Source organism: Neobacillus sp. PVCKKU3, assembly GCF_058323225.1.
On record NZ_JBLVQN010000012.1, the window covers coordinates 1 to 16,241 of the forward strand.

Annotated in this window: 15 protein-coding genes; all 15 read left to right on the forward strand. The window is 42.1% G+C overall.

Going from position 1 to position 16,241, the window contains the following annotated elements:
* Window positions 1-351: glycosyltransferase (locus tag ACNQGS_RS10125; protein WP_491487203.1), on the forward strand; the 351-nt coding region annotated here is incomplete at its 5' end.
* Window positions 352-536: 185 nt separating this feature from the next.
* Complete coding sequence (mraZ, locus tag ACNQGS_RS10130) at window positions 537-968, forward strand: division/cell wall cluster transcriptional repressor MraZ (RefSeq protein ID WP_213140844.1); 432 nt, start codon at window positions 537-539, stop codon at window positions 966-968.
* A 71-nt stretch (window positions 969-1,039) separates the two neighbouring features.
* On the forward strand, window positions 1,040-1,972 hold the full coding sequence (gene rsmH / locus ACNQGS_RS10135; protein ID WP_491487204.1) for a 16S rRNA (cytosine(1402)-N(4))-methyltransferase RsmH: 933 nt from the start codon (window positions 1,040-1,042) through the stop codon (window positions 1,970-1,972).
* 32 nt (window positions 1,973-2,004) lie between these two features.
* Window positions 2,005-2,364, forward strand: coding sequence for a cell division protein FtsL (ftsL, locus tag ACNQGS_RS10140; RefSeq protein WP_213140842.1), 360 nt, complete (start codon window positions 2,005-2,007; stop codon window positions 2,362-2,364).
* The gene (locus ACNQGS_RS10145) at window positions 2,361-4,598 is read left to right on the forward strand and encodes a penicillin-binding protein (RefSeq protein ID WP_491487205.1); all 2,238 of its coding nucleotides are present in this window, start codon (window positions 2,361-2,363) and stop codon (window positions 4,596-4,598) included. Before ftsL ends, ACNQGS_RS10145 begins: the two co-directional genes overlap by 4 nt.
* 128 nt (window positions 4,599-4,726) lie before the next feature.
* Window positions 4,727-6,646 carry a stage V sporulation protein D gene (locus ACNQGS_RS10150; RefSeq protein ID WP_491487206.1) on the forward strand — a complete coding sequence of 640 codons (1,920 nt, stop codon included), beginning with the start codon at window positions 4,727-4,729 and terminating at the stop codon, window positions 6,644-6,646.
* Window positions 6,647-6,815: 169 nt separating this feature from the next.
* On the forward strand, window positions 6,816-8,285 hold the full coding sequence (locus ACNQGS_RS10155; RefSeq protein WP_491487275.1) for a UDP-N-acetylmuramoyl-L-alanyl-D-glutamate--2,6-diaminopimelate ligase: 1,470 nt from the start codon (window positions 6,816-6,818) through the stop codon (window positions 8,283-8,285).
* 20 nt (window positions 8,286-8,305) lie between these two features.
* On the forward strand, window positions 8,306-8,734 hold the full coding sequence (locus ACNQGS_RS10160; RefSeq protein WP_491487207.1) for a hypothetical protein: 429 nt from the start codon (window positions 8,306-8,308) through the stop codon (window positions 8,732-8,734).
* 1 nt (window position 8,735) lies between these two features.
* Entirely contained in the window at window positions 8,736-9,710 is a 975-nt protein-coding gene (gene mraY, locus ACNQGS_RS10165) for a phospho-N-acetylmuramoyl-pentapeptide-transferase (protein ID WP_491487208.1), read from the forward strand.
* On the forward strand, window positions 9,711-11,063 hold the full coding sequence (gene murD / locus ACNQGS_RS10170; RefSeq protein WP_491487209.1) for a UDP-N-acetylmuramoyl-L-alanine--D-glutamate ligase: 1,353 nt from the start codon (window positions 9,711-9,713) through the stop codon (window positions 11,061-11,063).
* 150 nt (window positions 11,064-11,213) lie between these two features.
* Window positions 11,214-12,278 (forward strand): stage V sporulation protein E, encoded by a 1,065-nt coding sequence (spoVE, locus tag ACNQGS_RS10175; protein WP_378581848.1) that lies wholly within the window; start codon window positions 11,214-11,216, stop codon window positions 12,276-12,278.
* A 147-nt stretch (window positions 12,279-12,425) separates the two neighbouring features.
* Window positions 12,426-13,517, forward strand: a complete 1,092-nt coding sequence (gene murG / locus ACNQGS_RS10180; protein ID WP_491487210.1) for an undecaprenyldiphospho-muramoylpentapeptide beta-N-acetylglucosaminyltransferase — start codon at window positions 12,426-12,428, stop codon at window positions 13,515-13,517.
* An 80-nt stretch (window positions 13,518-13,597) separates the two neighbouring features.
* Window positions 13,598-14,506, forward strand: a complete 909-nt coding sequence (gene murB, locus ACNQGS_RS10185; RefSeq protein WP_491487211.1) for a UDP-N-acetylmuramate dehydrogenase — start codon at window positions 13,598-13,600, stop codon at window positions 14,504-14,506.
* 251 nt (window positions 14,507-14,757) lie between these two features.
* Window positions 14,758-15,549 carry a cell division protein FtsQ/DivIB gene (locus ACNQGS_RS10190; protein WP_491487212.1) on the forward strand — a complete coding sequence of 264 codons (792 nt, stop codon included), beginning with the start codon at window positions 14,758-14,760 and terminating at the stop codon, window positions 15,547-15,549.
* Complete coding sequence (locus tag ACNQGS_RS10195; RefSeq protein WP_213141307.1) at window positions 15,533-16,234, forward strand: DUF881 domain-containing protein; 702 nt, start codon at window positions 15,533-15,535, stop codon at window positions 16,232-16,234. The genes ACNQGS_RS10190 and ACNQGS_RS10195 overlap by 17 nt, the downstream gene beginning before the upstream one ends.
* The last annotated feature ends 7 nt before the right edge of the window (window positions 16,235-16,241 follow it).

Consider the following 16,241-nt stretch of genomic DNA (forward strand, 5'->3'; position numbering starts at 1 on the left):
ATTAAGGGGAGGCTTTCTGCGGGTTTGAGCACAACTGAGCATTGTGTCCTAATAGTTGGCGGGTCGAGAGGGGCGAGGCCTATAAACGAGGCGGTTATTAAGGCGATTCCTGAGTTTGCAGGTAAACCATATCAGGTGCTTTATGTAACCGATGAAGTGCATTATGAAGATGTTAAAAAAGAAGCCGAATTGATTGGAAACCCCTTTTTATTTGTTTGCTTGGGGAGGAAGTCTGTTGGTTTCCGCCCCAGGGGCTCGCTTTCCGCGGGCGTTACGCAGGACCCCCCCGCGGAAAGCGAGTGCCCGGAGCGGAAATCGACAGGCCCATTAGCAGGGGCAATCGATCAATAAAAAATTGCTGAGAAAAATACATTTTTTACAATCCGAGAAAACTTCGCCTATGTGGGGTTTTCTTTTTTTTGAAAAAATCACCACTTTATAAAGGATTTTTGGGTTTTAAGAAGAATAGTTAAAAAATAGGTGGTGGAAAGTGGGGGAATGTGGTACATTTTTAATAGAAAGTGGGGGTAGTGGGTATGTTCATGGGTGAATACCATCATAGCATTGATAACAAAGGCCGAATGATTGTGCCCTCCAAATTCCGCGATGAACTCGGCGAGATGTTCATCATCACTAGGGGTTTGGATCAATGTTTGTTTGGTTACCCATTATCAGAATGGAAGCTGATTGAAGAAAAATTAAAAGGCTTGCCGCTGACGAAAAAAGACGCCCGTGCCTTTACACGATTCTTCTTTTCCGGTGCAACAGAGAGTGAACTGGATAAACAAGGAAGAATCAACATCCCCGCACCATTATTGCAGTATGCAAAATTAGATAAAGAATGTGTGATTTTGGGTGTTTCCAATCGAATCGAAATTTGGAGCAAGCAGATTTGGGAAGACTATTTTTCACAGTCTGAGGAATCTTTTGCGGAAATTGCAGAAAATATGATTGGCTTTGATATATAATGGATAAAGTTATCTTAATATATTTTCTGCATACAAATGTTTTGCGATAGATTGGAAAAGGTGGTACGTAAATGTTTAAACATACAACTGTGTTATTGGATGAAGCGGTAGAAGGCTTGAATATTAAGCCTGATGGTATTTATGTGGATTGTACATTGGGTGGTGCCGGGCATAGCTCTTTAATCCTCTCGAAACTTGGGACAGAAGGCAAATTGTTTGCATTTGACCAGGATGATACAGCCATCAGAAATGCAGAGCAGAAATTAGCCGAATATGGCGACCGCTTAACCATTATTAAAAGCAATTTTTTACATTTAAAAGAAGAGCTTGAAAAACAAGGAATTCAAAAAGTTGATGGAGTTCTGTATGACTTGGGTGTGTCCTCCCCGCAGCTTGATACTCCTGAGAGAGGCTTTAGTTATCATCATGATGCCCCTCTCGATATGAGGATGGATACGGGTGCGCCAATCTCTGCCTACGATGTCATTAACCATTGGTCTTATGAGGAATTAGTCCGAATCTTTTTTCACTATGGTGAGGAAAAATTCTCGAAACAAATCACCCGTAAGATTGAAGCGGCGAGAGCGGTCAAACCAATTGAAACGACATTTGAATTGGTGGACTTGATCAAGGAAGCGATTCCCGCTCCAGCAAGGAGAAAAGGCGGACACCCTGCCAAACGAATTTTTCAAGCGGTCAGAATTGCAGTGAACGATGAACTGGGCGTGTTTGAGAAGTCTTTAAACCAGGCGATTTCTTTGCTGAATAAAGGCGGACGAATCAGCTGCATCACGTTCCATTCGCTTGAGGACAGAATTTGTAAAGCAACATTTAAAAAGGCAAGTGAAACACCACCGCTGCCGCCAGGTTTGCCGATCATTCCGGATGAGTACAAGCCTATTTTAAAATTAATCACAAGGAAACCGATTCTTCCATCTGAAGAAGAGGTGGAACACAACAATCGCGCGCGGTCGGCAAAGCTACGTATTGCCGAAAAAATATAGAATATAAATAATCAAACCGGAGGGGAAAAAGATTGAGTAATCTTGCCAGGAAAGTTCAAGAGCAGCAGCGAACAGAACAAACAGTACGCGACGAAAGACAGGTAAAAATAAAAAAATCCTGGCTTACTCCAGGGGAAAAAATAATCGGAGTTGTTTTTGCGGGTGTCGTTTGCTTTGGGGCGGCCCATCTCCTAAACAATCAGGCAAAAATCTATGACGTGAATAAAGAAATCCAAACGGTTGATGCCAAAGTGAAGGAACAGCAGAAAGTTAATAGTGACCTGCAGGTACAAGTTAGTGAATTAAGTACGTACGAACGGATATATGAAAAAGCCAAACAAATGGGATTAATATTAAACGAAAATAACGTCAAGGTTGTGCAGCAGAAATGATCAAGAAACAGCCATATATAAATTCCGGAGCAGCGATATTGTTTATAATATTCAGCCTGCTCTTTTTTGTCTTATTGTGCAGATTTCTTTTCATTCAAGTTACTGGTGAAGCAGCAGGCCAGAAGTTATCAGCACTTGCTCAGGAAAAATATAACCGAAATGGAACTATCCCTGCAGTACGGGGAGTTATTTACGATCGGAATGGTGAGGTGGTTGCGGAGGATACTGCATCTTATACCTTAGTAGCAATCCTTGATAAGAAAATGACGACTGACCCGAAGAAACCGATGCATGTGAAGGATCCGGACAAAACGGCAAAAGCGCTGGCCAAATATTTAAAAATGGATGAATCAGAGATTTATCGGAGACTGACGATTAAAGGCCGATTTCAAGTGGAATTTGGTAAAGCAGGAAGAGATATTTCCCATGATACCAAAACAAAGATAGAGGCACTGAAGCTGCCGGGAATTACATTTCTTCGTGATTCGAAAAGGTTTTATCCAAATGGTACATTTGCCTCGCATTTAGTTGGTTATACAGACAGCGTTAAACAAAAGGATAATACCTTCAAATATGAAGGAATAATGGGTGTTGAAAAATCGTATAACGATGCCTTATCTGGCATAGATGGAAAAATACAATATGAAAGTGATAAATGGGGATATATTCTTCCTACTGGAAAGGAAAAAGTCACCCCCGCAAAAGATGGAAATGATGTCTATTTAACGATTGATAAGAAAATCCAGACATTTTTAGAGGATGCCATGGACAAAGTGGTTAAGGATTACAAGCCGAAGAAAATTATTGCGATTGTGGCCGACCCGAAAACAGGAGAGATATTAGCGATGGGCCAGCGGCCGTCCTTTGATCCAAAGACAAAAGACGGGATTGATAAAAGTTGGCATAACGAAGCGATTGAAACTTCGTTTGAGCCTGGTTCGACGATGAAAATCTTTACACTTGCTGCAGCCGTTCAAGAAAATGTGTTTGATCCAAATGAACTGTATCAGTCCGGGTCTTATCGGGTGACGGATAAGGATAAAGCCATCCATGACCACAACGGGTCTGGCTGGGGCAGCATTACGTATCTTGAAGGTGTACAGCGCTCCTCAAACGTGGCGTTTGCGAAAATTGCTAAGGAAAAATTGGGCTTTGAAAGATTCAGAGAATATTTAACGAAGTTTGGTTTTGATAAGCCGACAGGCATTGAACTGCCAAATGAAACATCTGGGAAAATTCAATACACTTATCCAATTGAAAAAATTACCACCGCATATGGTCAAGGAACAGCGATCACACCAATGCAGCAAATCCAGGCGGCTACGGCCGTTGCCAATGGCGGGAAAATGGTAAAGCCGCATGTGGTCAAGAAAATTGTCAATCATGATACTGGCGAAACAATAAAAGAAGAAACTGCCGAGGTTGTTTCTAGCCCGATTTCTGCCGAAACAGCCAGCAAGGTTCTCGATTACCTAGAAACGGTGGTCACCTCTCCAAAAGGCACCGGCGGGCGTTATAAAATTGACGGCTACAGTGTGGCAGGGAAAACAGGAACAGCTAATATTCCCGGTCCGGATGGAAAATACCTAAGCGGGGTTAACAACTATATGTTTTCCTTTTTAGGGATGGCTCCAAAGGAGGACCCGAAACTGATTGTTTATGTGGCCGTACAGCAGCCGGATCTGAAAGGACTTGATGCAGGCCAAGGCGCCATTCCTGTGTCCGCCATTTTTAACCCTGTCATGCAGAATAGCTTGCATTACTTAAATATTCAGCCTTCCACTACAGAAAAAACGAATGTCAGCGAATTGCCTGATTTACAGGGAATGGACGTGAATGAGGCGGTAAAAAGTCTAAAGGACAAGGGAATTGAGGCGGTGGTTCTCGGAACCGGAACCGAGGTGGACAAGCAGCTGCCTAAAGCCGGAACGGAGATTCTCGAGGGTGAAAAGGTGGTTATTCGAACAAATGGTGAATTGACTGCTCCGGATCTAACAGGCTGGTCACTAAGGGATGTCATGAAGGTTGCCAATTTGGCAGGATTAAATTTGAATCCAAAAGGCAAAGGATATGTTGTTAGTCAAAATATTCAACCACAAGCGTTATTGCGTAAGGATGATTTCTTGATTGTCGAACTTAAAACGCCCGAAGAACAATGGACAGAGGAAATAAATGGGCAGCAGCAAGAGGGAACAAAGCAAGAGGACAATCAGGAAGAGAAAGTGCAGGATTAACTAAGGGAAGAGGCTGTAATCGGACAGCCTCTTTTCCGCGGTTTGAACCGTTTGGACCCGTTCTAATCAAGGAAGTACAAGCATATAAATGAACGATAACGTAAAGGAGTAGGAGGCATTGTTCAAATATGCGCGTTTCAAATGTAACGGTCCGTAAACGGTTATTACTTGCACTAATCATCGGAATTATGATCTTTTTGATTATTGATGTCAGGCTAGGTTATGTACAATTTTATCTCGGAGACATGTTGACTGGACGTGCAAAGGATTCTTGGAGCCGGAATATTCCATTTGAGCCCCAGCGAGGCGAAATTGTTGACCGCAATGGTGTTCCGTTAGCGACTAATATGAGTGCCCCAACTGTCTGGGTTGTCCCAAGGCAGGTTAAAGACCCGGCGGCAACAGCTGAAAAACTGGCCTCAGTCTTAAATATGCCTAAAGAAACAGCCTATCGCGAGATAACACAAAAAGAAAGAATTGTTCGGATAAAGGAAGGTCGAAAGATCTCCCATGAAAAAGCAAAGGAGATCCGGGCATTAGGTCTTGAAGGTGTATACATTGGGGAAGATTCTAAACGACATTATCCTTATGGCAGCTATTTAGCCCATGTTCTAGGCTTTGCAGGAGTGGACAACCAGGGATTGATGGGTCTTGAAAAATATTATGATAAAGAGCTGAGCGGGGAAAGAGGCTCTGTTAAATTTTATGCAAATGCCAAAGGCGAACGAATGAATGATATGGCGGATGATTATGAGAAGCCCGTCAATGGTCTTGACCTAAAATTAACGATTGACACAAAGGTCCAGACGATTGTAGAAAGAGAGCTGGATATTGCTGAAGCTAAGTATAACCCTGATGGACTTATTGCCATTGCGATGAACCCGAACAGCGGGGAGATTTTAGCGATGTCAAGCAGGCCATCCTTTGACCCGGCAAATTTTCAAAACGTTCCGCAGGAGGTTTACAACCGGAATTTACCTGTCTGGATGACGTATGAGCCGGGGTCGACTTTTAAAATTATTACGCTGGCAGCGGCATTGAATGAGGGAAAGGTAGACTTAGAGAAAGAACATTTTCATGATTCCGGCTCAGTTCAGGTAGCCGGTGCCAGGTTGAAATGCTGGAAACGAGGCGGACACGGAGATCAAACCTTCTTAGAAGTGGTGCAGAATTCCTGCAACCCCGGATTCGTGGAGCTTGGTCAAAGGCTGGGAAAGGAAAAGCTTTTCCAATATGTAAAGGATTTTGGCTTTGGACAAAAGACAGGGATAGATTTACAGGGGGAAGGAACCGGGATTCTATTTAATATGAACCGCGTCGGCCCGGTTGAATTGGCAACAACTGCTTTTGGACAAGGGGTGTCTGTTACGCCAATCCAGCAGGTTGCTGCAGTGTCTGCCGCCGTAAACGGCGGGATCTTATATAAACCTTTTATTGCAAAGGAATTAATCGATCCTGTAACAAAAGAAATTGTAATGAGAAATACTCCAGTTGAAAAGCGCAGGGTTATTTCTGAGGAAACATCTAAAGAAATTCGCCATGCCCTAGAAAGTGTTGTTGCCCAAGGAACTGGAGGTAAAGCATTTGTTGATTCATATCGGATTGGCGGCAAAACTGGGACAGCCCAAAAAGCCCAGGGCGGCCGATACTTAGAAAATAATTTTATCGTCTCGTTTATTGGCTTTGCTCCCGCGGATGATCCCCAAATTGTTGTTTATGTGGCTGTTGATAACCCGAAAGGCGTAACCGCATTTGGAGGTACTGTTAGTGCTCCGATTGTAGGGAATATAATGAAGGACAGTTTAAGTGCGATGGGAGTAGAACCAAGAAAAGAGCAAATTGAAAAAGAAATCAAATGGCCTGATACTGCACCAATCGAACTGCCTGATTTTGTCGGCATGACAAAAATTGAGCTTATGGAACAAATCTTGAACCTTCGAGTTGATGCAAGCGGCGAGGGCGATGTTGTTGTGAGACAATCTCCTGCACCTGGAACGAAAGTTAAGGAAGGTTCAAAAATTAGACTATACTTCGGCAGTGGTGATTAATTAATAAGTCTTAAATCATTTCTCACCTCTAGTTTTTGCCGATACAAAGAACAAAATGGCAAAAAAATTTATTTTCAGGTAAAATAAAGTGAAACTTTCGCCCACTAGTCTCTTCTAAAGGGGCATCGGCAAAAACAGAGGTAAGGTAATGAGAGGATTTGAGATGAACATGAAGCTGAAAAAGCTGCTTGAGAGTTTGCATCTGATAATTCCCTATGAAGGAGAAGACCGGGAAATCACTTCAATCGAAAATGACAACCGCAAGGTGCAAAACGGGAGCTTATTTATTTGTATTAAAGGCTACACCGTGGACGGTCACGATTTTGCTGAATCGGCCGCAGCGAGCGGTGCTGCTGCTATTCTCGCGGAACGTCCGCTTAAGCTTGATGTTCCTGTAATCGTCGTGAATGATACAACAAGAGCGATGGCGGTGCTGGCTGATACCTTTTTCGAACAGCCTTCAAAGAAACTGCATTTGATTGGAATTACAGGTACAAACGGAAAAACAACAACCAGCCACATGATTGAAAAAATTTTTGCTGATTATGGGCGGACTACCGGATTAATTGGCACGATGTATACAAAAATAGCTGATAAGCTGATTGAAACTAAAAATACCACACCTGAAAGCTTAACGCTGCAAAAAACCTTTAAACAAATGGTGGATGATGGGGTGGAAACAGCCATCATGGAGGTTTCTTCACATGCTTTGGATTTAGGAAGGGTCCATGGCTGCGACTTTGACGTGGCTGTATTTACCAACCTTACTCAAGACCATCTCGATTATCATAAGACAATGGATGAATACCAACGGGCGAAGAGTCTATTATTTGCTCAGCTTGGCAACACCTTTAACCAGCAAAAAGCTAAATTTGCCGTGTTAAATGCTGATGACCCTGCGTCAAGCATGTTTAAACGGTCGACGGCCGCCCATGTTGTGACCTATGGGATCGATTCAAAAGCGGACATTCAAGCGGAAAATATCCAGATGAACGCATCAGGCACCGAATTTGAGGTCGTGTTTGGCAATCATAGATATCCCGTAAACATTCAGTTTATCGGCAAATTCAGCGTTTATAATGTTTTGGCCAGTATCTCGGCCTCTCTGGTATCAGGGCTTCCAATAGAGTCGATTATTCGTTCTCTTGAAAGTATTAAGGGAGTGGCAGGAAGGTTTGAGCTTGTGCAAGCAGGACAAGATTTTACCGTGATTGTCGATTATGCCCATACACCGGACAGCTTGGAAAATGTTTTGAAAACAATCCAGCATTTTGCCGAGAAAAAAATCTTTGTTGTGGTCGGGTGCGGCGGCGACAGGGACAGGACGAAACGTCCGCTGATGGCGCAAATTGCCTGTCAATATGCAACTGATCCGATTTTCACTTCGGATAATCCACGCAGTGAGAATCCGCTTGAAATTTTAAAGGAAATGGAATCGGGGGTTCAAGGCAGGAACTATATTTATCGGGTGATTCCTGACCGTAAAGAAGCCATTGGTGAAGCGGTAAAGCAGGCAACAGCAGGTGATGTCATTTTGATTGCCGGCAAGGGACACGAAACCTATCAGATTATCGGCAGTGAAGTTTATGATTTCGATGACCGGCTTGTCGCTAGGGAAGCAATTGAGGAGAGAAAATAATGGTTTTGACCTATCGGGACTTGGCTGAAATTTTTTTGGAAAAACAAGGAGTCCAAGGCGATTTTGCTTTTTATACGGTGACTGATATGGCGGGGGATATACAGCCAAAGGGACTGTTTATCCCTATAAGTGAAAATAGCGGCAGTCTATCTGAAGCGATTGCTCAAGGTGCTATTGCGGTTCTTTGGGACAAACGAAAAAAACTGCCGAATTACACTCCAAATCATTTTCCGGTATTTTTTACAGATGATTCAGGGGATGCAATTGTACAGATTTTAACACGATATATCGAAAAATTGGATGGAGAAGCAACTGCAAAAATGGAGACAACTAACTTTAAATTTTCAAATAAAAAACTTCTTAATAAAAATAACGAATCATATGATATTGCTGTAATGCTAAAAAAAATAATCGAAAAACAAGAAAAGATACACGGGGGGAGGGGATAATATGCTGGAGCAAGTTATATTTTTCACAATCATCATGGCGTTTCTAATATCGGTGCTGCTTTCACCAGTTTTTATTCCCTTCTTAAGAAGGTTGAAATTTGGACAAAGCATCCGGGAGGAAGGACCTAAATCACACCAGAAAAAATCAGGAACACCAACGATGGGCGGCATCATGATTTTATTTGCCATTGTCATAACAACGCTGGTGATGACGGGCAAATTTTCCGAACCGACAGTTAAAACGTATTTGCTGCTTTTGGTCACGCTTGGGTTTGGTTTATTGGGATTTTTAGATGATTTTATAAAAGTAGTCCTGAAGAGAAACCTGGGATTAACCTCCAAGCAAAAGTTTTTAGGACAAATTATTATTTCCTTTATATTTTACTTGGTGTACAAACAAAACGGGTTTTCAACCGAAATCATCCTTCCATTTACCGACAAGTCGCTTGATTTGGGATGGTTTTTTGTCATTTTTATTGTTTTTTGGCTAGTTGGTTTTTCCAATGCAGTCAATTTAACGGACGGATTAGATGGCTTGGTGTCCGGTACTGCTGCTATTGCGTTCGGCGCGTTCGCCGTCCTTGCCTGGAATCAGTCGCAAATGGAAGTTGCGATTTTTTCTGTTGCCATTGTCGGTGCTGTCCTTGGCTTTTTGGTGTTTAATGCCCATCCGGCCAAGGTTTTTATGGGGGATACAGGCTCGCTTGCGCTGGGAGGGGCGATTGCCGCCATTTCGATCCTAACGAAACTAGAAGTATTGCTCCTGATCATTGGCGGGATATTTGTGATTGAAACATTATCAGTCATTCTTCAGGTTGCTTCCTTTAAAACAACTGGAAAGCGAATCTTCCGAATGAGTCCCCTGCATCATCATTATGAGCTTGTCGGCTGGTCTGAATGGAGAGTAGTTGTTACTTTTTGGAGTGTCGGCCTAATTTTTGCGATTCTTGGAATCTATATCGAGGTGTGGTTGTAATTGAAGCAGATTGAATCTTATCGCCATAAAAAAATTCTTGTCTTAGGGTTAGCCAAAAGCGGAGTAACGGCCGCCGCTCTTTTACATAAACTTGGAGCCTTTGTAACAGTTAATGACAAAAAACCACTGTCGGAAAATCCTGAGGCTCAAGGGCTGTTAGAACAAGGGATTAAAGTAATTTGCGGGGAGCATCCGGTTGAACTGCTGGATGAGGGATTTGAGTTGATTGTCAAAAATCCCGGAATTCCATATACCAATCCAATGATTGAAGGCGCACTTGAAAAAGGCATTCCTGTCATAACTGAAGTGGAGATTGCCTATGAAATCTCAGAAGCCCCACTTATCGGAATTACCGGAACGAATGGGAAAACCACTACGACAACCCTCGTTTATGAAATGCTGAATGAGGGTGCAAAGCAGCCGTTAATTGCAGGGAATATCGGGACAGTTGCTTCTGGTGTTGCTGAGATAGCGGGGAAAGACAATACCATTGTTATTGAATTATCATCGTTTCAATTAATGGGGATTGATACTTTTAAACCGAAGATTGCTATTATTACAAACATCTACGATGCCCATCTGGATTATCATGGGACTAGAGAGGAATATAAAAGGGCAAAAGCAAACATTACGAAAAACCAAACCGAGGAAGATTATCTGATCGTAAACGCCGACCAGGAAGAAACTTTCGAAATGGCCCGCCATTCGAAAGCAAAAATCATTCCTTTCTCCACCAAAAAAGTGCTGATGGAAGGGGCCTGCATCAAGGACGGCTGGATTTGTTTTAATCAAGAAAAAGTCATGGAAATTGAAAAAATTGCACTGCCGGGCCGCCATAATCTTGAAAATATCTTATCGGCTATGGCTGCTGCCAAACTTTCTGGTGTAGAAAATGAGGCTATTCAGGAGGTTCTGCTTACATTTACCGGTGTTAGACACCGATTGCAGTATGTTTCTGAGGTAAATGGGAGAAAGTTCTATAATGATTCAAAAGCAACCAATACGTTAGCCACAATAAATGCTCTGTCAGCATTTAACAGTCCGATTGTCCTGCTTGCAGGCGGTCTGGACCGCGGGAATGAGTTTGATGAACTGATTCCTTACTTTAAAAATGTAAAAGCAATGGTTACATTCGGCCAGACAGCACCGAAGCTTGAACGCGTGGGGAAGGAAGCGGGAATAAAATGCATAAAGCGTGTCGATAATGTTGACATGGCTGTACCTGCTGCATTCGGATTTTCGGAACCGGGTGACGTTATTTTGTTATCTCCTGCCTGCGCCAGCTGGGATCAATATAAAAGTTTTGAAATCAGGGGAGACATTTTTATCGAAGCGGTGCATAGACTTAAGTAGGGGACTTGTCCAAAGAAAAGCTTCAAGCGCCTTCGGACCAAGCACAACTTGGTTCTGCGATTGTCCTAAGAAGCTTTCCTTTGTGCCCTAAAACTTGTAGTTGAGGTGTTTGTGGTGCCGACAAAGAGAACAACTCCCGATTTTATTTTAATGATCGTTACCTTTACCTTGCTTGCCGTAGGGTTGATTATGGTGTACAGCGCGAGTGCAATCTGGGCTGAATATAAATTCGAAGATTCCTTTTTCTTTGCAAAACGGCAAACCTTATTCGCGGGTGTAGGCATACTGGCTATGTTTTTTATTATGAATATTAACTACTGGACATGGCGGACGTGGTCTAAAACTATTTTAATTGTTTGCTTTGTTTTATTAATTCTCGTCCTAATCCCGGGTATCGGAAATGTTCGGAACGGGTCACGAAGCTGGATTGGCGTAGGGGCGTTCTCGATTCAGCCGTCAGAATTTATGAAGCTTGCGATGATTGCCTTTTTGGCAAAGTATCTTTCGGAACGGCAAAAATTGATTACTTCCTTTAAAAAAGGACTTGTACCTTCATTGGGCCTCGCTTTCGTTGCGTTTGCAATGATTATGCTTCAGCCTGATTTAGGGACTGGTACCGTCATGATGGGCACGTGTGTGGTGATGATCTTTATCGCGGGGGCTCGCATCAGTCATTTTGCCTTTCTGGGACTCATGGGAGTAGCCGGATTTGTCGGCTTAATTGCCTCTGCTCCCTATCGGATTAAAAGGATTACGTCGTTTCTAGATCCGTGGTCCGACCCCTTGGGAAGCGGATTTCAAATTATTCAATCGCTTTATGCCATAGGCCCTGGCGGTTTGTTCGGGCTTGGTCTTGGTGAAAGCCGGCAAAAGTTTTTCTACCTGCCAGAACCGCAAACCGATTTTATTTTCGCGATTCTCTCGGAGGAACTGGGCTTTATTGGTGGATCATTCGTTATTCTTTTATTTGCGCTTTTATTATGGCGCGGGATCCGTATTGCCTTAGGAGCACCTGACTTATATGGGAGTTTTCTAGCCGTCGGAATAATCGCAATGGTTGCGATTCAGGTTATGATTAATATAGGTGTTGTTACAGGACTGATGCCGGTTACGGGGATTACCCTGCCATTCCTAAGCTATGGAGGATCTTCCTTGACACTTATGCTAATGGCAATCGGTGTGCTCCTGAATATAAGCCGCTATTCAAGATATTAAAGAGTACCCTGTTGGTTGACAGGGTCTTTTTGTTTGTTTCTAATTTTCTTTTTTCATTACAAATAGATAACATTCTTTTTTCGATAGCTTTTTTCATATAATTTTTATAGTAGAATGTGTTTAGCTGACTTTTAAGAGGTGAGAAATTTGAAAATAGCGGTAAGCGGCGGCGGTACAGGAGGTCATATATACCCTGCACTTGCACTTATTCGAGAAATCCAAAAGGAAAATAATCAAGCCGAATTTCTATACATAGGTACAAATAATGGTTTGGAGAGTAAACTTGTTCCCAGGGAAAATATCTCTTTTAAGTCTATCCACATTACAGGCTTTAAGAGAAAGCTATCCTTTGAAAATGTGAAAACGATTTGGCGGTTTCTTAAAGGAGTAAGAGACAGTAAAAAAATATTAAAAGAATTTAAACCGGACATAGTGATTGGGACAGGCGGATATGTTTGCGGGCCGGTTGTCTATGCTGCTGCCAAACTGAATATCCCTACGATTATCCATGAGCAAAATAGTGTTCCTGGCTTAACAAACAAGTTCTTGAGCCGTTACGTCAGCAAAATTGCCATTTGTTTTGATGAAGCGAAGGAATTCTTCCCTAAAGACAAAGTAGTCTTTACAGGTAATCCCCGCGCATCTGAGGTTATTGGTACGGATGGCATTAAGGGGAGGCTTTCTGCGGGTTTGAGCACAACTGAGCCTTGTGTCCTAATAGTTGGCGGGTCGAGAGGGGCGAGGCCTATAAACGAGGCGGTTATTAAGGCGATTCCTGAGTTTGCAGGTAAACCATATCAGGTGCTTTATGTAACCGGTGAAGTGCATTATGAAGATGTTAAAAAAGAAGCCGAATTGATTGGAAACCCCAAAAATGTCGTCATCAAACCTTTTATTCATAATATGCCCGAAGTTTTGGCAGGGACTGATTTAGTGGTAGCGAGAGCAGGGGCTACCACATTGGCAGAGCTCACTTCGCTTGGAATACCTAGTATTTTAATCCCAAGTCCGTACGTAACGAATAATCATCAAGAAAAAAATGCCAGGTCACTTAGCAGTCATGGAGCTGCACAAGTATTACTGGAAAAGGATTTAACCAGCGTGGCCCTTGTTAAGGAAATAGATCGGATTTTGCTAAATAAAGAGATCCTGAAGGAAATGAAACAAAAATCTAGGGAAATGGGTGTTCCGGATTCAGCTGTTAGACTTTACAAACTGATGAGGAATCTGATGAAATAATGGTAATCATTAGTAGCCCAAATTATTTTTTTGGCATAAACTAAAACGATATGTAAGTTAGGAAAGCTAGGTGGTATAAATTGGTTGAAGCTGTAAAAGAATTGCAAGAATTAAATATCGGAAAAGTGAAGATAAATGAACCTCTTGCCCATCACACCACAATTAAAATCGGCGGTCCCGCTGATATATTTATTGAACCTTCTTCAGTTGAAAATTTGCAAAAGGTAATGGAAGTTATTAGAAACCATCACTTAAATTGGAGGGCCATCGGCAGAGGCTCCAACCTTTTAGTGTCAGATAAAGGAATTGAGGGAGTTGTCCTTAAACTGGGCAATGGCATCGATTCGCTTGAGATTAATGGAACTGAAATGACTGTTGGGGGTGGACATTCGCTTGTTAGTCTATCTACCCTAATTAGCAAAAAAGGTCTATCCGGTCTAGAATTTGCCAGCGGAATTCCCGGTTCTGTAGGCGGGGCCGTGTACATGAATGCTGGAGCGCACGGGTCTGACATCAGCAAGGTTCTTACAAAAGCCCATATCCTATTTTTGGATGGTTCAATGGAATGGCTTTCTAATGAGGAGCTAGAGTTTTCTTATCGGACCTCCATTCTGCAGAATAAACGTCCGGGTATCGTCGTCGAAGCTGTATTTCAACTCGAGGCAGGAGAAAAGAACTCGATAGTAGCCCAGATGCAAAAAAACAAAGATTACAGAAAGGAAACTCAGCCTTGGAATTTTCCGTGTGCAGGCAGTATTTTTCGGAACCCGCTGCCTAATTACGCCGGAAAACTAATTGAAGTAGCAGGCCTCAAGGGCTTTAGTATTGGCGGTGCAAAGATTTCCGAAATGCATGGGAATTTTATTGTCAATGCCGGCAATGCCACGGCAGGGGATGTGCTTGCCTTAATTCAGCATGTTAAAGATACGATTTACCATTTATATCAAATAAAAATGGAAACAGAAGTTGAAATCATCGGGAGAAAATAAGCAATGCCGCCTGTGGTATTTTCCTGACATTAGTTCCAAAATTTTACCCTTATTTTGAGCAAGAAATGTCTTACGAATGACAAATATTGTGATATAATTACTGGTAATATTATAGGGAAAATGCGGTAGAAAATGAATGACGGCATGACTTTTCGTGCCGTTGTTTCTCTTTCTTAGAAGCGTCTTCCAATGTTTTGGACAAGCAGGACAATAATAAAGGGAAACCACTTTTTATGGTGGAGGAATTATAAATGGAAAATGGAAAAATAGTTGCTCTAGAGGATCGAATTCCTAAATTAAAAGAACAAAGGCGGAAAAAAGCAAACAAAAGGCTTGTGCTTTTATTGTTTTTGTTTTTTACGATGATAGCAGCTGTTGCTTATACACAATCACCGTTAGCCCATATAAAAAAGATTACCATAAAAGGAAATGAGGTATATTCCCAAGCCGAAATCATCAAAACAAGCGGCCTAACGAACAGCACGAACATTTGGGAAGTCAGAAAGGATAATGTAGCCGCCAACCTGAAACAGCTATCTGAAATTAATAGTGCTGAAGTTAAGGTTGTATGGCCGAATTCAATTATGATCCAAGTAAAAGAACATAAAAGGATGGCTTACCTATACCAAGACAATGCCTACCTTCCGGTGATGGAGAACGGAAAAATCCTAACCAATAAAAAAACTGATATGATTCCCAGCAATTCTCCGATTCTAGTTAAATTCAAAGAAGGACCAGTCCTCGATGAAATGGTTGAAGGGTTAAAAAATCTTCCGGTTGGAATTGTGAACTCCATTTCTGAAATTCATTACACTCCGAAAAAAACCGACAAATATCATATTACTCTTTTTATGAATGATGGTTTTGAGGTAAGTGCGACACTTAGAAGCTTCGCTGAAAAGATGGTCCACTACCCTTCCATAATCAGCCAGTTAGACCCAAATAAAAAGGGCATTATTGATTTAGAGGTAGGTTCATATTTTAAGGCTTTTGATACGGAAGTGGAGGAAAATAAAGTTGAAAATCATGAAGGTGAAGGGTAATCATCTCGTTTTATCCCTTGTCTGTTTAGTTTTGGGGTTCATCATGGCATTCTCCTATCATTTAACCCAATTGGAACATGAATCGGAAAGGACAAGCCTTTCTGATAACCAATATAAAACAACGCTAGCCTTACGAAACCAGTTAATTTCGCAGGAAGAGGAGAATCGAAAACTGCAAAAGGAACTGCGACAAAAACAGGCCAGTGTGACAGAAAACGAAAAAAACCTGGCAAAGGAAGCACAGGTGTTTACCAACCTTGCCGAGGATGCAGAAAAATACAGGATGTTTTTAGGTAAGGTAAAGGTAACGGGAAAGGGAGTAAAAATTACTCTGACTGATGGTGCTTACAATCCGAAAGAACAGAATATAAACAGTTATTTGGTTCATGAACATCATGTTTTCAAGGTGATCAATGAGCTTTACATATCAGGAGCGGCTGCGGTTGCAATAAATGGCCAAAGGTTAACGAGCCATTCTTATATTAACTGTGAGGGCCCTGTCATAACGGTTGATGGAGTGCAGCATCCAGCCCCTTTTGTCATCACAGCTATCGGAGACCCTGAGGTCCTTGCTTCATCTATTAACTTAGTCGGCGGGGTGAAGGATCAGCTGGTTAACGATAATATTATTTTCACATTAGAAAAAGAAAGTGAAATTGCTTTAAACCCTATTCTTGGCGGTTAATAATGTG